Annotated in this window: 20 protein-coding genes and 2 tRNA genes; 2 read left to right on the top strand and 20 right to left on the bottom strand. The window is 62.7% G+C overall.

All coding sequences use genetic code 11. From position 1 onward, the window contains the following. Nucleotides 1-2: 2 nt before the first annotated feature. From oadA to IEW63_RS03175, 17 genes are all read right to left on the bottom strand, one after another. Nucleotides 3-1,790: a sodium-extruding oxaloacetate decarboxylase subunit alpha gene (oadA, locus tag IEW63_RS03255; RefSeq protein WP_188635137.1), complete on the bottom strand. Its 1,788-nt coding sequence runs from the start codon at nucleotides 1,788-1,790 to the stop codon at nucleotides 3-5. Nucleotides 1,791-1,825: 35 nt separating this feature from the next. Continuing rightward, nucleotides 1,826-2,083, bottom strand: a complete 258-nt coding sequence (locus IEW63_RS03250) for an OadG family protein (protein ID WP_188635136.1) — start codon at nucleotides 2,081-2,083, stop codon at nucleotides 1,826-1,828. 209 nt (nucleotides 2,084-2,292) lie between these two features. Beyond that, a tRNA-Arg gene (locus tag IEW63_RS03245) sits at nucleotides 2,293-2,369 on the bottom strand. A 99-nt stretch (nucleotides 2,370-2,468) separates the two neighbouring features. Beyond that, nucleotides 2,469-2,559, bottom strand: a tRNA-Ser gene (locus IEW63_RS03240). Nucleotides 2,560-2,619: 60 nt separating this feature from the next. Continuing rightward, on the bottom strand, nucleotides 2,620-2,805 hold the full coding sequence (gene csrA / locus IEW63_RS03235; RefSeq protein ID WP_188635135.1) for a carbon storage regulator CsrA: 186 nt from the start codon (nucleotides 2,803-2,805) through the stop codon (nucleotides 2,620-2,622). A gap of 186 nt (nucleotides 2,806-2,991) precedes the next feature. After that, entirely contained in the window at nucleotides 2,992-4,236 is a 1,245-nt protein-coding gene (locus IEW63_RS03230; protein WP_188635134.1) for an aspartate kinase, read from the bottom strand. Between the two features lie 77 nt (nucleotides 4,237-4,313). Beyond that, the gene (gene alaS / locus IEW63_RS03225) at nucleotides 4,314-6,935 is read right to left on the bottom strand and encodes an alanine--tRNA ligase (protein WP_188635133.1); all 2,622 of its coding nucleotides are present in this window, start codon (nucleotides 6,933-6,935) and stop codon (nucleotides 4,314-4,316) included. Between the two features lie 141 nt (nucleotides 6,936-7,076). After that, nucleotides 7,077-8,126, bottom strand: coding sequence for an arginine N-succinyltransferase (astA, locus tag IEW63_RS03220; RefSeq protein ID WP_188635132.1), 1,050 nt, complete (start codon nucleotides 8,124-8,126; stop codon nucleotides 7,077-7,079). A gap of 1 nt (nucleotide 8,127) precedes the next feature. Then, nucleotides 8,128-9,147 carry an arginine N-succinyltransferase gene (gene astA / locus IEW63_RS03215; protein ID WP_188635131.1) on the bottom strand — a complete coding sequence of 340 codons (1,020 nt, stop codon included), beginning with the start codon at nucleotides 9,145-9,147 and terminating at the stop codon, nucleotides 8,128-8,130. 8 nt (nucleotides 9,148-9,155) lie between these two features. Continuing rightward, nucleotides 9,156-10,370, bottom strand: a complete 1,215-nt coding sequence (locus IEW63_RS03210; RefSeq protein ID WP_188635130.1) for an aspartate aminotransferase family protein — start codon at nucleotides 10,368-10,370, stop codon at nucleotides 9,156-9,158. 63 nt (nucleotides 10,371-10,433) lie between these two features. Continuing rightward, entirely contained in the window at nucleotides 10,434-11,420 is a 987-nt protein-coding gene (locus tag IEW63_RS03205; RefSeq protein ID WP_188635129.1) for a GlxA family transcriptional regulator, read from the bottom strand. 151 nt (nucleotides 11,421-11,571) lie between these two features. After that, nucleotides 11,572-12,381 (bottom strand): SDR family oxidoreductase, encoded by an 810-nt coding sequence (locus IEW63_RS03200; protein WP_188635128.1) that lies wholly within the window; start codon nucleotides 12,379-12,381, stop codon nucleotides 11,572-11,574. 133 nt (nucleotides 12,382-12,514) lie between these two features. Then, nucleotides 12,515-13,135 carry a tRNA-uridine aminocarboxypropyltransferase gene (locus IEW63_RS03195; protein ID WP_188635548.1) on the bottom strand — a complete coding sequence of 207 codons (621 nt, stop codon included), beginning with the start codon at nucleotides 13,133-13,135 and terminating at the stop codon, nucleotides 12,515-12,517. Between the two features lie 101 nt (nucleotides 13,136-13,236). Further along, the gene (locus tag IEW63_RS03190; RefSeq protein ID WP_188635127.1) at nucleotides 13,237-13,701 is read right to left on the bottom strand and encodes a hypothetical protein; all 465 of its coding nucleotides are present in this window, start codon (nucleotides 13,699-13,701) and stop codon (nucleotides 13,237-13,239) included. 188 nt (nucleotides 13,702-13,889) lie between these two features. Continuing rightward, entirely contained in the window at nucleotides 13,890-14,609 is a 720-nt protein-coding gene (locus IEW63_RS03185) for a hypothetical protein (protein WP_188635126.1), read from the bottom strand. A gap of 2 nt (nucleotides 14,610-14,611) precedes the next feature. Next, nucleotides 14,612-15,517, bottom strand: a complete 906-nt coding sequence (locus tag IEW63_RS03180; protein ID WP_188635125.1) for a hypothetical protein — start codon at nucleotides 15,515-15,517, stop codon at nucleotides 14,612-14,614. Continuing rightward, nucleotides 15,514-16,224, bottom strand: a complete 711-nt coding sequence (locus tag IEW63_RS03175) for a DUF1190 domain-containing protein (RefSeq protein WP_188635124.1) — start codon at nucleotides 16,222-16,224, stop codon at nucleotides 15,514-15,516. The genes IEW63_RS03180 and IEW63_RS03175 overlap by 4 nt, the downstream gene beginning before the upstream one ends. 142 nt (nucleotides 16,225-16,366) lie before the next feature. On the opposite strand from IEW63_RS03175, the gene IEW63_RS03170 reads away from it, so the two are divergent. Next, nucleotides 16,367-17,530 carry a glutathionylspermidine synthase family protein gene (locus IEW63_RS03170; RefSeq protein WP_188635123.1) on the top strand — a complete coding sequence of 388 codons (1,164 nt, stop codon included), beginning with the start codon at nucleotides 16,367-16,369 and terminating at the stop codon, nucleotides 17,528-17,530. Nucleotides 17,531-17,615: 85 nt separating this feature from the next. Here the strand turns inward: IEW63_RS03170 and ccoM are convergent, their stop codons facing one another. Genes ccoM through IEW63_RS03155 form a run of 3 tightly spaced genes read right to left on the bottom strand, consistent with a single transcriptional unit; the run spans nucleotide 17,616 to nucleotide 18,323 of the window. Further along, complete coding sequence (ccoM, locus tag IEW63_RS03165; RefSeq protein WP_188635580.1) at nucleotides 17,616-17,780, bottom strand: cytochrome c oxidase subunit CcoM; 165 nt, start codon at nucleotides 17,778-17,780, stop codon at nucleotides 17,616-17,618. 43 nt (nucleotides 17,781-17,823) lie between these two features. Further along, nucleotides 17,824-18,006, bottom strand: coding sequence for a hypothetical protein (locus tag IEW63_RS03160; RefSeq protein WP_188635122.1), 183 nt, complete (start codon nucleotides 18,004-18,006; stop codon nucleotides 17,824-17,826). 44 nt (nucleotides 18,007-18,050) lie between these two features. Then, the gene (locus IEW63_RS03155) at nucleotides 18,051-18,323 is read right to left on the bottom strand and encodes a hypothetical protein (RefSeq protein ID WP_188635121.1); all 273 of its coding nucleotides are present in this window, start codon (nucleotides 18,321-18,323) and stop codon (nucleotides 18,051-18,053) included. Between the two features lie 204 nt (nucleotides 18,324-18,527). Here IEW63_RS03155 and rapA point away from each other — a divergent pair, with 204 nt between their 5' ends. Further along, nucleotides 18,528-21,374, top strand: coding sequence for an RNA polymerase-associated protein RapA (gene rapA, locus IEW63_RS03150; protein ID WP_188635120.1), 2,847 nt, complete (start codon nucleotides 18,528-18,530; stop codon nucleotides 21,372-21,374). Nucleotides 21,375-21,377: the final 3 nt, after the last annotated feature.

Raw genomic sequence — 21,377 nt, 5'->3', positions numbered from 1 at the left:
CCTCAGCCGATGGTCAGCAGGGTGTCGCCGACCGATACCGCGTCGCCCACCTTCACTTTGACGGAGTCGACAACCCCCGAGCTGATTGCACGGATTTCCGTTTCCATCTTCATGGCCTCGAGAATCAGTATCAGGTCGCCCTCCTCCACCCGCTCGCCGGGCTGCACCAACACCTTGAAAATATTGCCCGCAAGAGCAGCCTTCTGCGGCGTGCCTTCGCCCCCGGCAGAACCGGACGCCGGGGCAGCAGGAGTCGACGACGCGCTACCGATGGGTTTGATACCCGTCACATCGCCGCCTTCGGATACCTGCACCACATACTCGCGCCCGTCCACCGCCACGGTGTATACCTCGGGCTGTGCGGATACTGCGCCAGCCGTACCGGAAACACCATCAGGAGCCGGCTCGAACGCGCTCGGGTCACCGCGATGCTCGAGGAATCGCAGACCGATCTGCGGGAACAGCGCGTATGTCAGTACGTCATCCACTTCATTGTCCGCCAGGGCAAAACCTTTTTCAGCGGCAACGGAGCGCAGCTCGGCGGTCAGCCGCTCCAGCTCGGGCTCAAGCAGATCCGCCGGACGACAGGTGACCGGCTCGGCGCCCTCCAGGACGCGTGCCTGCAATTCCGCGTTGAAGGGCGCCGGCGCAGCACCGTACTCGCCCCGGAGCACGCCCGCCGCTTCCTTGGTGATGGATTTGTACCGCTCGCCGGTGAGGACGTTGATCACAGCCTGGGTGCCCACGATCTGAGAGGTCGGTGTCACCAGCGGAATGAAGCCCAGATCCTCCCGCACCCGGGGGATCTCCTCCAACACCTGGTCGAACCTGTCGCTGGCGCCCTGCTCTTTCAATTGGCTTTCCATGTTGGTGAGCATTCCGCCCGGTACCTGGGCCACCAGAATCCGCGCATCCACGCCCTTGAGGTTCCCCTCGAAGCGGGCGTACTTCCTGCGCACCTCACGGAAATACGCCGCGACTTCCTCCAGCAGCTCCAGATCCAGCCCGGTATCCCGCGGCGTGCCTTGGAACATGGCGACCACCGACTCGGTCGGTGAATGGCCATAGGTCATGGACATGGACGAAATGGCGGTATCGACGTTGTCGATCCCCGCCTCCGCTGCCTTGAGGATGGCCGCAGTGGAGAGCCCTGCGGTGGCATGGCATTGCATGTGGATGGGTATGCTCAGCACCTGCTTGAGCCGGCTGACCAGCTCGAAGGCGACGTAGGGCGAGAGAATGCCGGCCATATCCTTGATTGCCAGGGAGTCGGCGCCCATGTCCTCTATCTGCCGCGCCAGATCGATCCACATCTCGAGGTTGTGAACCGGGCTGGTGGTATAGGAAATAGTCCCCTGCGCGTGCTTACCGACATTCTTCACCGCCCTGAGGGCGGTCTGCAGATTACGCGGGTCATTCATGGCATCGAACACACGGAACACGTCCACGCCATTCACCGCTGCCCGCTCGACAAACTTTTCCACGACGTCATCGGCATAATGGCGATAGCCAAGCAGGTTCTGTCCGCGCAGCAGCATCTGTTGCCGGGTGTTTGGCATCGCTTTCTTCAATGCGCGGATGCGATGCCACGGGTCTTCGCCTAGATAGCGGATGCAGGCATCAAAGGTCGCCCCACCCCAGGACTCGACCGACCAGAAACCAACGCGGTCGAGCTTGTCGGCGATAGGCAGCATATCGTCGAGTCGCATACGGGTGGCAAGAATGGATTGATGGGCATCGCGAAGAATGACGTCGGTAATGCCCAGCGGCTTGGGTTGCAGATCACTCATGAATGTAGCCTTGTTATTGTAGCCAGATAGCGGGATCAGTGGGCCTGGCGCGCGCGATGCCGACGTATCGCCTCGCCTATGGCAATCAGCGTCTGTTGATCGACCTCGGCCGGCGGCGCAGAGGCCATGTGGCGCGGCGCGGCGACCTCAGCTGACTTTTCAGGAATGTAGCGGGTAACCAGGCGGGACATCGCAGTGATGCAACCCACCAACATGATCAGGAAGACGAAAACCGTCCCGATCCCCAGAAGCATCAGTTCGACGCCTTCCACCAGAAGTTCTGTTGAAGTCATTTCTTGTTCTATCCCCATTCTCGTAGAAGCTCAGCGCTTCATGACGCACCCCGCCGATAACCGGGCCGGTCAATGTAACCCTGCGTTTGCGACACTGGCAATAGCGAAGCTGGATTAACACGGTAAGAGCCAACCTCACGCCAGAGAGCAGCAACAGGCTCTGAATGGCAGGCATAAAAAAACCCACTGCCGGGGCAGTGGGTTTCGTATGGCGCACTCGGGAGGATTCGAACCTCCGACCGCTCGGTTCGTAGCCGAGTACTCTATCCAGCTGAGCTACGAGTGCGTTGTTGGTGCGTATTATATAGGCTTTGAACTCTCTGTCAACTGTTTTTTTCTTTTAAATTCAAGAACTTAACAATTAACAACCTAGACAATACAAAAGTGGCGGAGAGGGAGGGATTCGAACCCTCGACACCCTTTTGAGGTGTACTCCCTTAGCAGGGGAGCGCCTTCGGCCTCTCGGCCACCTCTCCGTAACACGCGCAGAATATTAACCGCGCCGCTGCGCTAATGCAATGAAAATATTCAGAAAATTAACTATTTGACGCTTCATCCTTTTCCTTCTGGATGCGCTGGTAGATTTCTTCGCGGTGAACGGCCACTTCTTTGGGGGCATTGACGCCAATACGCACCTGATTCCCCTTCACGCCCAATACAGTCACTGTTACTTCATCACCTACCATCAGGGTCTCACCAACCCTGCGAGTCAGAATAAGCATTCCATTTCTCCTTGCTCTTTAATCAGGACACGTCTGCAAATAACCCGGCCCATTTCATATCCGGTAGTCACGTTCGCATATGTGTGACCACAACCTTCCCCGGGCGTTCGATCAGTAACCTCTTTTTACCGCTTCGCTTATCCCGGCGACGTGATGAACCTCACGCCGCCGCCCTACCGTCCGGGCTCAGCCCAGGTGATCGCCGCCCTGCTCAGGGGCATCGAGCCCGAAAGCCGAGTGCAGGCTGCGCACCGCAAGCTCCAGGTACTTCTCGTCTATCACCACCGAAATCTTGATCTCGGAGGTGGAGATCATCAGGATGTTGATCCCGTGCTGGGCCAGCGCTTCGAACATCTTGCTGGCCACACCGGCATGCGAGCGCATGCCCACGCCCACAATGGAGACCTTGGCGATCGCGCTGTCACCGGCAACCTCACGGGCGCCGATTTCAGCAGCCACCTTGCGCAGGACCTCCTCGGTGCGGCGCTGGTCGTTCTTGTTGACGGTGAAGGTGAAATCGGTGGTCTGATCCTGCGACACGTTCTGCACGATCATGTCGATCTCGATGTTCGCTGCACTGACCGGCCCCAGGATCCTGTACGCCACGCCGGGAGTATCCGGCACACCACGGATGGTCAGTTTGGCTTCATCACGATTGAAAGCGATGCCGGAGATGACGGGCTGTTCCATTGAAAGCTCTTCCTCAAGGGTAATCAGGGTCCCGGGACCCTCTTTGAAACTGTGCAGCACACGCAGCGGCACGTTGTATTTGCCTGCGAACTCGACCGCCCGGATCTGCAGCACCTTGGAGCCGAGACTGGCCATTTCGAGCATTTCCTCGAAGGTGATCTTGTCCAGCCGCCGGGCGCTGTCCACGACTCGCGGGTCGGTGGTATAGACGCCGTCCACATCGGTGTAGATCTGGCATTCGTCGGCGCCCAGCGCGGCGGCCAGCGCCACCGCCGTGGTGTCCGAGCCGCCCCGCCCCAGCGTGGTGATGTTGCCCTGCTCGTCCATGCCCTGGAAGCCGGCAACGATGATCACCTTGCCGGCACCGAGCGCCTCGCGCAGACGTGCATCTTCTATATGCTGGATACGGGCCTTGCCGAAGGAGTTATCGGTGCCGATGCGCACCTGCGGCCCGGTGAAGGATACCGCCGGCACATCAATGGCTTTCAGTGCCATGGCCAGCAGGCCGATGGTCACCTGTTCACCAGTGGACAGGATCACATCCATCTCCCGGGGATCGGGATCTGCGGAAATGCTGCGCGCCAGCTCTATCAGGCGGTTGGTTTCCCCGCTCATGGCGGAAACCACGATAACCAGGTCATGGCCCTGTGCCTTGAACGCCTTGATCTTCTCGGCCACCTGGGTAATGCGTTCCACACTACCCACCGAGGTACCGCCAAATTTCTGGACAATAAGTGCCATCTGTTGCACCAACCCCCATGCAGAAATCGGTTACCCGATCGTCGCGTCAGGCCCGGCGGGCCTGACCCCCTTCAAATCTATTGCTGTGCAACCCATTCAGCGGCGCCGGCCAGGGCAGCATCCAGCGCGGCAACGTCGGTCCCACCGCCCTGGGCCATGTCGGGACGTCCGCCGCCCTTGCCGCCCACTGCCTGAGCCGTGTTGCGAATCAGATCGCCTGCCTTGACGCGACCGGTCAGATCCTTCGTCACGCCGGCCACCAGCACGACCTTGCCGTCCAGTTCACCACCCAGCAGGATCACTGCCGAGCCGAGCTTGTTCTTCAACTGGTCGATCAGTGTCAACAGGCCTTTGCCGTCAACACCGTCAACCCGCTTGACCAGAACCGCCATGCCGTTTAGCTGCTGTGCCTCTCCGGCCAGGTCATTACCGGCGGCACTGGCTGCCCGGGCCTTGAGCTGCTGGATCTCCTTCTCCAGTTGCTGGCTGCGCTCCAGCGCCGCGCCGAGCTTGCTCAGCAGGGTATCGCGGTTACCCTTGACCAGCTGCGCCGCCTGGCGCAGCTGCTCTTCCGTCTCGTTGACCCAGTCCAGCGCCGCCGCGCCGGTAATCGCCTCGATGCGGCGCACGCCGGCAGCAATACCGCCTTCGCTGACAATCTTAAACAGGCCGATATCACCGGTACGGCTGACGTGGGTACCACCGCAGAGCTCCACAGAGAAGCCCCCGCCCATGGTCAGCACCCGCACTTCGTTGCCGTATTTCTCGCCGAACAGCGCCATGGCTCCCCGAGCCTTGGCCGTTTCGATATCGGTGATCTCGATTTCCACCGCCGTGTTGCTGCGGATCTGCTCGTTGACCATGCGCTCCAGCTCACGCAGCTGTTCCGGGCGGATCGCCTCGAAATGGCTGAAGTCAAAGCGCAGGCGCTGACTGTCCACCAGCGACCCCTTCTGCTGTACATGTTCGCCCAGTACCTGGCGCAGGGCGGCATGCAACAGGTGGGTGGCCGAGTGGTTGGCCTTGGTGGCTTCGCGGATGCCGTCATCGACCACCGCCTTGATGGTACTGCCCACCGCGAGGCTGCCACTGGCAACCACGCCATGGTGAAGATGGGCACCGCCGGCCTTGGTGGTGTCGCGCACATCGAAGCGCACCCCGGCGCCACTGAGATACCCGCTGTCGCCTACCTGGCCGCCGGATTCGGCGTAGAACGGAGTGCGATCCAGCACCACCACGCCCGACTCGCCTTCAGCCAGCTCGTCGACCGCCTGGCCGTCACGCAGCAATGCCACTATCTGCGCCGAGCCGGCGGTGGTGTCGTAGCCTTCGAACAGTGTGTCGGTGTCGACCTTGACCAGCTGGTTGTAGTCCACGCCGAACTGGCTGGCGGCGCGGGCACGCTCGCGCTGGGCAGCCATCGCGGCCTCGAAGCCGGCCTCGTCAATGGTCAGCCCGCGCTCCCGGGCGATATCGCCGGTCAGATCCATGGGGAAGCCGTATGTGTCGTACAGCTTGAACACGATATCCCCGGGGATCTCGCTGCCCTTGAGCGCAGCCAGATCCTGTTCGAGGATGCGCAGCCCCTGCTCCAGGGTCCGGGCAAACTGCTCTTCCTCGGTCTTCAGCACCCGTTCGATATGGGCCTGCTGGTTGCGTAACTCGGGAAATGCATCGCCCATCTCGGCGACCAGGGTCGGCACGATCCGGTGGAAGAAGGTGTCAGTGGCACCCAGCTTGTTGCCGTGACGGCAGGCGCGGCGGATGATCCGGCGCAGGACATAGCCGCGGCCCTCGTTGGACGGCAGTACGCCGTCGGCAATCAGGAAGCTGCAGGAGCGGATATGGTCGGCCACCACCTTCAGGGAAGCGGCATTATCCTGGGCGCAGCCGATGGCCTCGGCCGCCCCTTTCAGCAGATTCTGGAACAGGTCGATCTCGTAGTTCGAATTGACATGCTGCAGCACTGCACTGATGCGCTCCAGCCCCATGCCGGTATCCACGCTGGGCGCCGGCAGCGGATGCAGCTTGCCGTCGGCGGTGCGATTGAACTGCATGAAGACGTTGTTCCATATCTCGATGTAGCGGTCGCCGTCCTCCTCCGGGCTGCCGGGAGGACCACCCCAGATGTGCTCGCCATGGTCGAAGAAGATCTCGGTACACGGGCCGCAGGGACCGGTATCACCCATCGCCCAGAAGTTGTCCGAGGCATAGGGCGCACCGCCATTGTCGCCGATGCGCACCATGCGCTCGGCGGGCACGCCGATCTCCTTCGTCCAGATGTCATAGGCCTCGTCATCGGTGTGATAGACGGTGACCCAGAGCTTGTCCTTCGGCAGCCCCAGCCAGTTGGCGGAGGTCAGGAACTCCCAGGCGTAGTGAATGGCGTCGCGCTTGAAATAATCGCCGAAGCTGAAGTTGCCCAGCATCTCGAAAAAGGTGTGGTGACGCGCAGTGTAACCGACGTTCTCCAGATCATTGTGCTTGCCACCGGCGCGCACGCACTTCTGGCTGCTGACCGCCCGGGTATAGGCCCGTTTCTCCAGGCCCAGAAAGCAGTCCTTGAACTGGTTCATGCCGGCGTTGGTGAACAGCAACGTCGGGTCATCTGCCGGCACCAGCGAACTGGAGGCGACTCGGGTATGCCCCTTCTCTTCGAAGAAACGAAGGAAGGCTTCACGTATCTCAGCGCTTTTCATAGGTCCCTTACCACGGATCAGGTCAGCCGGGCTCACGCCGGGCAAAGTGAGACATTATATAGGCATCGCCGCGACGCATGCATCAGCGTCTCGGCAGATATCTCTATCGGGCCCATACAGGAAATTGAACGGACTGGCAGCTCAGCGGGCGAGTGATCCATAGGGATCAACATCCTGAGGCGCACCGACCAGGGCTACCGCGCGCACCGGCGTGCCGGCCCGCAGACGCAGGCACTCGGCGGTATCCGCGGCCACCACCAGGGTACCGGCCGCCACCCTCGCCGGACCGGCGGTGATGCGGCAGTCGGCGCGCCCGCGGTTATGGATCAGCCAGTTGGCGGCGTCCTCTCCCGGCGTGCCGATGGCGAGCAGCAGAGTCTGGCTCTCGCGGATGCTGCGCACCTGATTGAACTGGGCCTCCAGGGTCACGCCACCGTCAAAGATATCAATATAGCCCTGGTCCTGCAGCCCCTCTTCCAACAGCATGGCCAGGGCCGGCTCGGAATCCGGGTGCACCCGCCCCATGGCGGCCCGTGCCTCCTCGCTGAGGAAACAGGCGTACAGTGGGAACTTCGGCATCATCTCGGCGATGAAGGACTTGTTGCCTGTGCCGGTGAGGAAATCCGCGCGGGCAAAGTCCATGCGGAAGAAATGATGACCCAGACTGTCCCAGAACGGCGAGCGGCCCTGACTGTCCGAGAGGCCACGCATCTCGGCGATGATCCTGGGCGCAAAGTCACCTGCGAATTCGGCCATATGAATGAACCGGGCGCGGGACAACAAACGGCCGTAGAGGCTGTGCCGGTGCGGCTGACTGAGAAACAGCGAGCAGAGCGCGGAGGCGCCGGTGAGGTCGTTGGTCAGGAACAGCGTCGGTTGCTGGCGGTAGACATTCAGTTCACGGCTGGCGGTGACCGTCAGCCCGCGCCGGTAGCTGTACCAAGGCTCCCGCAGGCCGGCGGCGGCCACCACGCCACTGGTGCCTACCACCTGCCCCTGCTCGTTTTCCAGCACGAAGAGATAATCGGCATCGGCAACGGGCAGCTTGCCGGCAAAGCTGGCAGCCACCGTATGCAGACGGCGCTCGAGACGCTCCTCGCTGGCAGGCAGGCTGGTCAGGCCGGAACCGGCTTCCACGGCCAGGCCAAGCAGCGCGGGCAGGTCATTGATCCGGGCAGCGCGCACCAGCATGTCAGGCCCCTCCGATCAGTCTGAGGCTGTCGCCATCGGTCACCTTCAGTAACTGCGCCAGCATCGGGTCCAGCACCACCGGGGCTCCGGGCGCCCACTGCAGCGGATGCAGGCAGGCGCGGAATTCCCGGACCCGCTCGTTGGCCATCAACCAGGTGCCGGTTGCCGGCAATGGCTCGCCAATCTGCACGGTAGCCACCTGGCTGCAGCGTACCGTGGTCAATTCGGCGGTGTGAGCCTGAACCACCGGCCCGCCATCGAAGATGTCGATATAGTTCTCGCTCTCGAAGCCTTCCTCCATGAGGATGTCGTAGACCTCCTGCGAAGCCGGGCGCACCTGCCCGATCACTTCCTGAGCCGAGTCCGGCAGCATGGGCACATACAGCGGGTAACCCGGCAACAGCTCGGCCAGCACGCTGCGTCCCAGGGTACTGCCCAGCCGTTCGACCTCGGTGTAGTCGATGTCCAGAAAGTGCCGACAGACCCCGTCCCAGAACGGCGAATTGCCCTCTTCGTCACTGATGCCGGAGATCTCCACGGCGATGGAGTCGGCGAAGCGCTGGGGATGCGAGGCAGCGAACAGCAGCCGCCCGCAGGCGTTCAGCCTGAGCGCATCCAGGCTGCGCCAATCCGGGTCCAGGTAGAAGCCGGTCAGCAGGCTGTGCCCGGTAAGGTCGTGGCACAGCGACAGCACGTGAATGCGGTTGTGCAGGCCCAGCTCGCGGGAAGCGTGCACGAACATCTCATTGCGGAAGGTGTGGAACGGCTGGCTGAAGCCCGCCGCGGAGATGATGCTGCTGCAGCCCACCAGCCGGCCGCTGTCGACATCCTCCAGCACGAAGAAATAACGCTCGTCGCCGGTAAAGACCACACCCTCATCCATCGCCGCTTCGGTGCCTTCGATGATCGCCGAGAGCCGCTCGCGGTCCGCCGGCAGGGAGGTGATCCCCACCGGACTGGCAAGGGCCAGACGCTCGATCTGCTCCAGATCGTTGAGAGTGCACAGGCGCTGGATGAGCATCGCCGCTGTTACTCCGCCAGCTTCAGCAGCGCCGAGCGCAACCGGCCCAGGGCGTCGCGGATGTCCGCCTCGGGGATGATCAGGCTCGGGGCCAGACGCACCACGTCCGGACCGGCCTGGAGCACCAGCACGCCTTCGCTCTGGGCCAGACGCATGATCTGGCCGGCCTTGCCCTGATAGCGCTCGGACAGCACGGCGCCGATCAGCAGCCCCTGCCCGCGCACGGTGGAAAACACCCCGAGCTCGTCGTTCAGGGTTCGCAGGCCGGCGACCAGCTGGGCGCTGCGTTCGTTGACGCCATCCAGCAGCTGCGGTGTATTGATGATATCCAGCACCCGCTCGGCCACTGCACAACCCAGCGGGTTGCCGCCATAGGTACTGCCATGGGTCCCGACGCTGAGCGCCGGGGCGACGCGGTCGGTGGTCAGCATGGCCGCAATCGGGAAGCCGCCGCCGATGCCCTTGGCGCTGGTCATGATATCCGGTGCAACGCCGCTGTGCATGTACGCAAACAGCTTGCCGGTACGGCCCATGCCGCTCTGCACCTCGTCGAAGATCAGCAGCGCATCGTGGCGATCACACAGCTCGCGCACCGCCTGCAGGTACTCGGCGGTGGCCGGGATGACTCCGCCCTCGCCCTGTACCGGCTCCAGCACCACCGCGCAGGTGCGCTCTGAAATCCGCGCTTCCAGTGCGGCGATGTCGTTGTACGGAACGTGGCTGATGCCGGCGATCGCCGGGCCGAAGCCCTGGGAGTACTTGGCCTGACCGCCGACACTGACAGTGAACAGCGTGCGACCGTGAAAGCTGTTGCTGCAGGCAATGATCTCGTGCTTGTCCGGCCCGAAATTGTCGTGCGCCCAGCGCCGCGCCAGCTTGAACGCGGATTCGTTGGCCTCGGCCCCGGAGTTGACGAACAGCACGCGCTCGGCAAAGGTCGCCGCCACCAGCTTACTGGCAAGTCGCAGGGCAGGCTCGTTGGTCATTATGTTGGACACGTGCCACAGCTGCTGCGCCTGGCGCGTCAGCACTTCCACCAGCTCCGGGTGGGCATGCCCCAGCGAGTTGACCGCAATACCGCCGGCCAGGTCTATGTATTCGCGACCCTCCTGATCCCACAGGCGCGAGCCCTGCCCTCGCACCGGAACCATGTCCACGGGGGCGTAGTTGGGCATCATGACCCGATCGAAGTCGGCTCGACTGACCTGCATGGACTGCGACATCTGTTCAACTCTCCTGTGTTCGCCAATGGCGGATAACGATAAGGCATGCCTGGCATGCCGGACCTACATGCTGACCCGGCCGTCCTGTGCCTGCTGAGCACGGTACTGATTCCGATCCTCTCGCGGAGTGACGCCGAAACAGTTGCGGTAGGCACTGGAAAAATGCGGGCCGGAGGAAAAGCCGCAGGACAGCCCGATCTGGATGATCGACTTGCTGGTCTGCTGCAGCATCTGCCGCGCCCGATTCAGGCGCAGCTCCAGATAATACTGCGACGGCACGCTGTTCAGATACTGTTTGAATATCCTTTCCAGCTGCCGCCGCGAGACTCCGACGTGCCGGGCGATCTCGTCGGTGGTGAGGGGCTCCTCGATATTGGCCTCCATCAGGATCACCGCCTGGGTGAGCTTGGGATGGGTACTGCCCAGCCGGTTGCGCAGGGGCACGCGCTGCTGTTCGCTGCCAGCACGTATCCTTTCGACATTGAGATCCTCGGCCACCAGCGCGGCGAGATCGGCACCATGGTGTTCGGCCACCAGCGTCAGGAACAGATCGACAATCGCCAGGCCGCTGCCGCTGGATCGTCCCTCGTCCTGCTCGAACAGGCGGGTGCCGGCCTGCACCGCAGGAAAGCGCTCACGGAACTCCTCAAGCATGCGCCAGTGCACGGCGCAACGCCGTCCGTCCAGCAGGCCGGCCATGGCCAGCGGAAACACGCCCTCTTCCAGTCCGCCGAGCAGCACGCCCTGGCGGGCCAGGGAACGCAGCTGCAACACCAGGGACGGGCTGATGGTCGACGGCAGCTGCGCCACATCGGCCACCAGCCACAACTGGGAAAGCGATTCCGGCACCCCTTCCCAGCGGCGTGCCGGCAGCAGCCAGCCTTCCGGCGACGCCAGCGGCTGATCATCCAGGGTGTAGCAGTCGATCTGATAGAGCAGTGATTCCGCCATCCGGTTGGCGGAGCGCAGCACGGCCAACGCCGGCATGAAGATGGACGGGTGACACCCTGGCCACAGCAGAAATGCCATGCGACGCACGTCAGCTGTCATCCAGAGATCCAGATATTGCTAAGAGGGGCACCCATTTTCACGCCTGGTCCGCGGTTCCGAGTCAGTGCTGCATTGTGCCACATGCAGCCGAACATGACAGCGGAGCAGTCGCGCCGGCAGCAAAAAATGCCGCCGGCCCACCGGCGAGCGGTCAGCCGCCCGCAGACATCTTCTTGACGGCCAGACGGACCATCTCGTCGTGTATCGCCTGCGGGTTGGCCTGCTTGACCGCCCAGGCCTCGCGCCCCTTGTCGTGGGGCAGAATCATGAAGGTGCCGGCCTCGCTCTCGCGGAAGATGATATCGGCGATATCGGCGGCGGAGATCGGCGAGCTTTCCAGCAGCCGGGCGATATCTTCCCTCGACTCGCTGTCCGGACCACGGAAGGAATCCAGCAGGTTGGTCTGGAAGAACGACGGGCAGACGACATGGACCTGGACGCCCCGTGGCCGCAGCTCGCACAGCAGGCTTTCGGACAGGGCAACCACCCCGGCCTTGGCGACGTTGTAATTGCTCATCCCCGGTGCCTGCATCAGCGCGGCCATCGAGGCAATGTTGATGATGCGACCGCCGTCTGTGGCCAGCAGCAACGGCAGGAACGCCTTGCAGCCCTTGACCACACCCATCAGGTTGATGCTGATCTGCCAGTCCCAGTCCTCCAGCGACAGGTCCTCGAACCAACCTCCGGAGGCCACGCCGGCATTATTGATGAGGATATCGATACCCTGCATCATCTCCTCGCAGCTTTGCGCCAGCGCCGCCAGCTGGCTGTAGTCGCGCACGTCGCAGCGACGGGTGAACCCGCTGCCACCGGCCTCCTCCACCAGGCGCAGCGTCTCCTTCAACCCCTCTTCCTGAATGTCTGCCAGCGCCAGCCAGGCGCCCTCCCGGGCATACCGCAGTGCCAGCTCCCGCCCCAATCCGCTGCCTGCCCCGGTTACCACTACTCGCTTCGTTTTCATACCGTCTCCATATCACCCATGCCGAGCCACTTGTTGTTTTTGTCTCAATCAGGCTCTTTGGCGCCAGTCTAGCCGGACGGCCCGGCAGCGAGGAGCGGTAAACAGCAATATCACTGTCACGAATGTGGGCAACTCAGCATGGCTGGGGCTTGTGGTTGCGCTGGTAGACCTCCGCACCCATTGCCGTTATCTGACTCTCGATCAGCGCATCGAAGGATGCCAGCAGCGGGCTGAAGTCGGTCTGGGGCTCAATTATCTGCAGCGCATGCATGCCCGCTTCGATGGTCGACAGCGCACCGGCCATGGGTGCCTTGCGCAGCCGGTAACGGCTCTGCAGCCCTTCCGGCAGGGCCACCCGTGGCAACGCCTGCAATACCGGATTCACATGCAATAGCTTGCGGGCCTTGGGCCAAGTGCCGTCGAGTAGGACCAGCTGCCGCGGCCGCTGCGGCGCTCCAGCCGCAAGCACCGAAGCCGCAGGCCCGGGAAACAACAGCTCGGTGTGCCAATTCGGATCTGCCAGCCGCCTGCACCACTGGGTCGACAGCGTCTCGGCCACCAGCAGCTCAGCGTTTGTCAGGCCCGCGACCAGCAGCCGGGCGGTGTTCAGCGCATGCCTGCGTTCGTCAGGGTGCTGCACTACCAGAATCCGGGTACAGGCGGTGATATGCGGTAGCAAGTGACATACGCAGTACCCGGCAGGACGGCGGCAACAGCCGCACCGGGGGCGTAAAACAGGAGACGAAGGAGGCAGCGTCACGACAAGACCCAGAGCAGAGCGACAGCGCAAGTGTAACGGAGAAACCCGGCTGGCAGAAACGCCGACCCGCGACGATACCTCTTCAGCCCGCGCTATCAGCCCTGTTCACTCTCGGAAACGCGCTCGGTGAGTTCTTCGATCGCGACCAGCCTGAGAGTATAGTGGGGACCGCCATGCCCCTCCAGGTGCAGCTGATAACCTTCCGGAATATCCTCATCGGGAATACTCACGCGGCTGGCTAGTTGTTCGGCCAGAGCTTCGGCGTTGCCCTTGGAGATGGAACCGCTGACAGCTTGGCCCGCGACAATGATCAGCAACCCGACCGAGACTATCGGCCCCGGGTAGGCCTGGATCATCTGCTCGAAGGTCATGCCCACCGCCGGGTTGTAACTGATGTAGTCCGGCCCCGTTAGCAACGTCACCCCACCGAGCAGGAGCATGATCACCCCGACTATAACGAGAGCGGTGCCGGGCCAGGTGGAAGCGTCGGTTCCGTTCAGCTGCAGCGTGGCCGGCAGATCGTCGATAGTGATTGGTCGGTTGAAGGATGTTTCAGACATAATTTCTTCCCTGATAAAGCCACTGAGGCAGTTGGCAGATGGCCATCTGCCGGTCCGGCTGGAATGATACCGCCCCAGCGGGGCAAAGCGAGGCTGACGGACTTCAAATGCCCACCAGCTCTCAAAACCGGTTGTTCTTTCCACATGCACGAGCTGTACTTTGTACGCCACGCAGGAACTGCGAGCTGTCACACTTCGGCAGAGCGTCCGACTGCGCCCACCAGCAACCGATACTGCCGGCTGTCCAAGGCCCACTTCAGCACCCCAGCCAGGACCAGTGCAGCAAGCAGAGCACCCAGTGTAGTGAAGGCTGCCCCCCAGCTGCTGCTCATCAACAGCGCAGGCAGGCCACATATCCCAGCAATCAAGCCCGCCGCGATCAACGGGCCAGCTTGTTCCCCCCGGAAATATTGCATGAGCGACGGTAGCTCCCATTCCGGAATCGCCAGCGCCTGATCCACCGTCAGCCCACCGAGGGTGCCGGCATCGACCGGCAGCTTCCAACCTCCCAGCAGCTCGTCAAGACTGTCGGCGGCGCTGTCCCCAGGCTGGAGCACGGCGGATGCCCCAGAATTCAGATGTGTGAGACGACGCTGATCCAGGTCCAGCGTGTAGAAATGCCGGCCGGCGCCCGCTGCCAGGGTAAATAAGGCAAGCGCCAGCCAGATGCTGAGCCATATACTCAATATAAGAAGCAGGTTGATCCGACCCCAGCCAGTCTGGTCAAAGGGAGCGCTGTAACATAGAACCAGCGCCGCCAGCAGCGGAAACCAGACCACCAAGGTCTGCGTCGCCACGCTGTTTTCGCCGATCAACAACAGCACTTCCTCTCCCTTCCGGCCCGCCAGAAGCTGCCTGAGCTCAACCGGCACCGCATCCTGCTGTGCTTGCACCTTAATGTCGGCCATGATCAGAGGGTCCTCTCTACCGATACCAGCACCAGATTAAAATGCGGCTCGCCACGCAGCAGTTGCACCGTACCTCCGGCCCTGTCCGTTGGCCCATCGGTCAGAGCAACCGCATACCACAAGTCCTTTGTCTCGATCATCTGCAGCATGAACATCGGCCTGCCCGGGGGCGACTTGGCCGCCGCAGGGCGGATCAGCCCCGTCACGCCGGCTGGCAGTGCCGCCGACTGCTCAGCGAGACGCTCCACCAGATCACCGACCCCCGCCAGACTTCCCCTTTGCAATAGCAGACTGCCATCGGCGCGCAACCCCAGAACCCCATCGGGCCAGGACAGGGTGCGCCACTGGTCAAGTGCAACAAGGGCTTCGTTCGTGGGCTCATAGGAGTTGAGCAGCATCTGCAGTTCGCGGATCTGTCGCACCGACATCAGGCTGAACGCTCGCGCGAAGAGGTCTGCTTCCCAGCCGTTGTGCCAGATGATGGGCGGTGGCGAGCCAAGACTGCGGCCGAAGGCTCTGGACAAATACCGAACTGAGACCAGCTGGCCTGGCCCCCAGCCCTGCTCGGTGCGTACCCAGGAAGCAAGTGTGCTGACCCGGGTCATGCCATGCTCACCTAGCAGCAGCGTGCCGCAGCGCACCAGCAGCCGTGGTTGTCCGGAGGGGGACGGCGGTGCCCACTGCGGGAAGGCACAGCTGTCTGGCCCTATTCCCACCTCGGTGTGACTGACGGGCTTGTGCTCGTTGGGCATCAACCAGCGCAGCGCAGCTGGGGCTTCGCGAAGAGCCTGGTGAAGCTCGACGGCGAGCGGGTCCTGCACTTGGTCCTCGTCCGCCAGCGCCGTCGGCACAGCCCCCCAATGCAAACCCAACGCCAGCACCAGCCAGCCCAGATACCACCCGTTCAACTTGCTGCCGCCTGCATGGTCTGCCGCGCGGTAGCACCGAACCCGCCGCGCTGGATCGGGCCGGCATGTGCGGCGCCAGGGGCCAGCTGACTGCGCCTCAGGGTAAGGGACTCACGATGCCCGCGCGGGGCCAGGTATTGAGCGTTTGCGGTAACGAAGTGCGAATGGAAAGGGATGTAACTGTATGGGTAGTAGCCCCCATGCAGCACATCTTGAGACATTCCATAGGCTGGCTGCAGTTCCTGCTCGGACAGGGACGCAGCGCTGGGCCGACTGCCTCGGCGGGCATCATCGAGCGTAGGCTGCTCGACCAGAAAGCCGTTGTAGGCTGGCCGAAACTGGTTATCCTCGGTGCGTTCGCACACCGACAAGCTAGCTGCGGCGCACCAGCCCTTGCGACAATCATGGGACGCCGCCACATGGGCGAAATCTGCTTCGCATTGTTCGCGAGTGCTGTAGCGCGGCGCCATGCTCAGGTGCCGGGAAGCGGCTTCGGAATCCAACTCAGCGCAATAGGCGGCGGCGTTCGGCAAATGATGCTGGCAATCCACCACACCCGAAAAAACACGCACCTCGCTATGCAGCGGGTCGATCCCCAGCACCACCAGCGGCGTAACTCCCATGAGAACCAGACCGACGACCTGGGAACGCTTCTGACGACGAGTGCGAGCTTCTAGCGCGGCGCCAACCGCTTGCGTGGAAACCATGGGTAGTCCCTTACCTTGATCTGACCGCGGAAAATCCGAGCTAAGGATACCTGAGTATCAAACTCCAAAAGTGTATCAACTTCACACTCTGCGCTTGTAGAGCTACACTTTTCAGCTTTATACAATGTGGAAAGGATATCCCATGCTACGTATCGGGACAGCCGAGCGGCCGGACTGGCGGAATCAGGCTGAAAAGTACGGTTTTCGCTTTCATACGCTTGACGGCGCCCCCTACTGGGACGAGACGGCCTACTACCGGTTCACCCTGCAACAAATCGAAAATGACCTTGAAGCACCCACCGAAGAGCTTCACCAAATGTGCCTTGCGCTGGTGGACGAAGTTGTGCGCAGCGAGCAATTGCTCGATCGGCTGGCCATTCCAGCGTCAGCTCGGGAGCTGATCATCAGCAGCTGGCAATATTCGGAACCTTCACTCTACGGCCGGATGGATTTCGCCTACGACGGAGCAGGGCCGGCGCGACTCTATGAATACAACGCGGACACGCCCACGTCGCTGTACGAAACCGGCTTTTTCCAGTGGCTGTGGCTCGAACAGCAGATCGCGCGGAGCGAGCTGCCCGCTGAAGCCGACCAGTTCAACCGCTTGCAGGAGGCGCTGATAGAGCGCCTGGAACATATAGGACGCACCAATCGCCCCTTCCATCTGGCGTGCTGCCGCGATCATCTCGAGGACGCCGGCACCATCGAATACCTCGCCGATTGTGCACGGCAGGCCGGGCTGATACCCGCCACCATGTTCATGGACGACATCGGTCTGGATCAGAACAACCGCTTCGTCGACCTGGCAGGCGAACCCATCGAACAGCTGTTCAAACTGTACCCTTGGGAGTGGCTGTGGCAGGAGGATTTCGCCACCCACACCGCCGCCAGTCTCACTCAGTTCATCGAGCCTGCATGGAAACTGATTCTGTCCAACAAAGGGATATTGCCGCTGTTGTGGGAGCGCCACCGCGGCCACCCGAACCTGCTGCCTGCCTGGTTCGATGGTGAGGTAGACGACGATACGCCGCTGTCGCGCTGGGTGCGCAAGCCGCTGTTCTCCCGGGAGGGAGCGAACATCTCCATCGAGACACCGGCTGGCCCCGAAGAGCAGGTGCCGGGGCCCTACGGTCAACTGCCGACCATCATCCAGAGCTGGCATCCCCCGCCCCGTTTTGACGGCAACTACTGCCTGATCGGCAGCTGGGTGGTGGGCGGGGAAGCCGTGGGCATCGGCATTCGCGAAGACAGCACCGCAATCACCCGTGACACCTCCCGCTTCCTGCCGCACATCATTCTGGATTAAGGCCCGGCGGCGGACAAAAAAAGGCGGTTACCCAGAGGGCAACCGCCGAAGGCCTTGCGAGCCATGCACGTTGAAAATCAGGAATTCAGGTGTTCCGGTTACGGCCTTTCTGCGCGTCCTTGTAGATGAATACGCCTACCCCGGCGAGGAAAACAACCATAAGGCCGACAGTAAGCAAGCCGGCAATCACAGCGTCATCAATAAACATCGTGGGCATCTCCGCATCCGTGTATGAGTGCAGATTACCCATGAAGGATGTCCGGGTAATTGATCAGGATCAATTAAAGGAAGGATCAGCGCTTCTTCGACTTCTTTTTCGTCCGGCGCTTCTTCACGGGACTGACGGCAGGCAGGGGAAAGGCCTTCTCGAAGGCGCTGCGAACCTCCGCCAGGCGCGCTTCGTGGATGTCGTGCCTGCGCTCGTGGCGCGCTGCGGCCAGATCGACCACCGCGGCGGATTCGGTTGACTCGGACATGCCGGACTCCTGAGGGGCTAAAGCCGGCGTCAGCCTATGGAAGATCAGGCGCGGATGTCAACCAGCAGTCCCTTGCGCGGAAGATCCGGTGCGGCCGCAGCTGGGTCCGCCTCCACGGTCAGTTCAGGCTCCGCTGACTCCGGCTCCGACTCACCGGGTTGCGCGCCATCATGCCCACCATGGAATGCCTGCTGCTCCACCGGCAGATCGGCGAGCGGGTCCCGGGCTGGCCCTTCGGCGGCACTGGTCCTGGGTTGACGGTCCGGTCTGAACACCTCCTGCTGCGCACCGGCAGGGGGCACTCCTGGAATAAGCATGTTCACACCTCGTTTCGTTATGGCTGACTCATATCGCCGGCCATATGAATGTTATCGGCTGTATCTATTCTCTGTTTAGACGGCGAAATACCAACCGGTTCACAATCCCGCAATCTGCCGGTTTCCCCTCAGGTGCAGCCAGCGGTTTGTGTGCCCGGACCTATCAGTTACCATAGCGCCCTTTACGCACGGCAGGAGTGGAACATGACGGTATTTACCCCGGGACAACGCTGGGTAAGCGACAGCGAATCGGAACTGGGACTGGGTACGGTGTTATCACAGGATGGCCGTCTGGTTGTCCTGTTGTTCCCTGCCAGCGGCGAGACCCGCCATTACGCGCTGCGCACTGCCCCATTGACCCGCGTCCGCTTCAGCCCGGGCGACAGCATCACCCATCACGAAGGCTGGACGCTGACGGTCAGTGACGTGAGCGAGAAGGACGGCCTCCTGCAATACCGCGGTCTGCGGGAGGATGGCACCGAGGACGGCTTCAGCGAGACGATGCTGGACAACTTCATCCAGTTCCGTCTGGCCAGCGACCGCCTGTTTGCCAGCCAGATCGACCCGCTGAACTGGTTCAGTCTGCGCTACGAAAGCCTGCGCCACCATTGCCGCATCCAGCGCTCGCCGCTGCTGGGCCTGGCCGGGGTACGCACCCAGCCCATCGCTCACCAGCTGCACATCGCCCGCGACGTGGCCGACCGGGTGGCGCCCCGGGTATTGCTGGCCGACGAGGTCGGGCTGGGCAAGACCATCGAGGCGGGGCTTATCCTCCATCGCCAATTGCAGACCGGACGCGTGCGCCGGGTGCTGATCGTGGTACCGGAGAACCTCCAGCACCAGTGGCTGGTGGAGATGCTGCGCCGCTTCAACCTGCGCTTTGCGCTGTTCAACCATGACCGCTGCGCCGGTGCCGAGGACAACCCCTTTGACGAGGAGCAGCTTGCACTGGTGTCACTGGAGTTCCTGTTGCAGGACGCAAAGGCAGCGGACTGGCTGCAGGCCAGCGACTGGGACATGCTGATTGTCGATGAGGCCCACCACCTGGTGTGGCATGAGGAGGGCGCCAGCCCGGAATACAGGCTGGTCGAGCAGCTGGCGGCCCGCATCCCCGCCGTGCTGCTGCTGACCGCAACTCCTGAGCAGCTCGGCCAGGCCAGTCACTTCGCCCGCCTGCGCCTGCTGGATCCGGACCGCTTCCACGACCTGCAGGCATTCCGCGAGGAGACCAGCCGCTATCAGCCGGTGGCCGAGGCCGTCCAGCGGCTGCTCGATACCCGCCAGCTGGCCGATGCTGACCGGGCAGCCCTGACCGCCTGGCTGGGCGATGGCGCGCAGGCATTGATGGCCGGCCTGGCCGATGACGACGAGGCGGTTGCCGAAGAAGCCCGCCGCGCCATCATTCGCCAGTTGCTCGACCGGCATGGCACCGGCCGGGTGCTGTACCGCAACACCCGGGCCGTGGTCAGCGGCTTCCCGGAACGCCAGCTCCACGCCTACCCGCTGCCCTGCCCGCCTCAGTATCAGGATATCGAGGGCCGCGCTGCGCTCTATCCGGAAGTCGGACTGCAGGATGAGTTCGAGCCCCAGGAAACCGCCTGGTGGCAGGAGGACCCCCGCGTCGACTGGCTCATCGACACCCTCAAGATGCTCAGGCACAGCAAGCTGCTGGTGATCTGCGCCCATGCCGAGACTGCCCTGGACCTGGACGACGCCCTGCGCGTGCGCAGCGGCATACCGGCGACCGTGTTCCATGAGGGCATGAGCATCATCGAGCGCGACCGCGCGGCAGCCTATTTCGCCGACGAGGAATTCGGCGCCCAGGTGATGATCTGCTCCGAAATCGGCAGCGAAGGACGCAACTTCCAGTTCGCCCATCATCTGGTGATGTTCGACCTGCCGGGCCATCCGGATCTGCTGGAACAGCGCATCGGTCGCCTCGACCGCATAGGTCAGCAACACAGCATCCAGCTGCATGTGCCCTACCTTGAGGAAACGGCCCAGCAGTATCTCTTCGAATGGTACGACCAGGCGCTGAACGCCTTCCGCGCCACCGCACCGACCGGCAACGCGCTGCAACACCGCTTCGGGTCGGCGCTGCTGCAGCAGCTGGATCATCCTGACCAGGCAATCTGGGCAGCATTGCTGGAAGAGGCCCGCCAGGCGCGGGTCGAGCTTGAAGCCGAACTGCAGCGCGGCCGCGACCGGCTGCTGGAGCTGCATTCGCGCGGCCACGCCGGGGATGCCCAGCGCATGATGGACAGCATCGAACAGCAGGACAATGACTTCCAGCTGCCAGTGTACATGGAGCGGCTGTTTGACGTGTTCGGTATCGACAGCGAAGACCATTCGGACAACGCGCTGGTGCTGCGTCCCGGGGAGCGGATGCTGGACGCCGGCTTCCCGCTGGGTGACGAGGAAGGTGTCACCATCACCTACGACCGGGAAACGGCGCTGTCCCGCGAGGACATGCAGTTCATTACCTGGGAGCATCCGATGCTGCAGGGTGGCATGGACCTGGTGCTGTCCAGCAGCATGGGCAACAGCTCCGTGGCCCTGCTCAAGAACAAGGCACTCAAGCCCGGCACCATGCTGCTTGAATGCCTGTTCGTCAGCGAGGCCATCGCTCCGCGCCATCTCCAGCTGCAGCGCTACCTGCCCCCGACCCCGGTGCGCTGCCTGCTGGACATCAATGGTAATGATCTGGCCGCCCGGGTCGCCTTCGAAACCCTGGAAGCGCAGATCGAGAGCCTGCCCCGGCATCTGGCCAGCAAGATCGCCAAGAGCCAGCGCGATACCGTCGAACAGCTGCTGGACCGGGCGGAAGCCCTGGCTGACGTGCAGCACGCCGAACTGGTGCAGCAGGCCGGCAAGCGCTTTGCCAGCGATCTGGACGAGGAGATCACCCGCCTGAAAGCGCTGCAGCAGGTCAACCCGCTGGTACGCCAGAGCGAGATCGATGCGCTGGAGAAACAGCGCGCCCAGGGTGTAGACGTACTGGGTCAGGCGAAGATCAGGCTGGATGCGCTGCGCATCCTGGTGGTGGGCTGATCT

The organism is Halopseudomonas pertucinogena (assembly GCF_014646575.1).
In the GTDB taxonomy this organism is placed as follows: Bacteria; Pseudomonadota; Gammaproteobacteria; order Pseudomonadales; family Pseudomonadaceae; genus Halopseudomonas; species Halopseudomonas pertucinogena.
The sequence above is the reverse complement of the archived record's forward strand: the minus strand, read 5'-3'. Positions and strand labels throughout refer to the sequence as shown.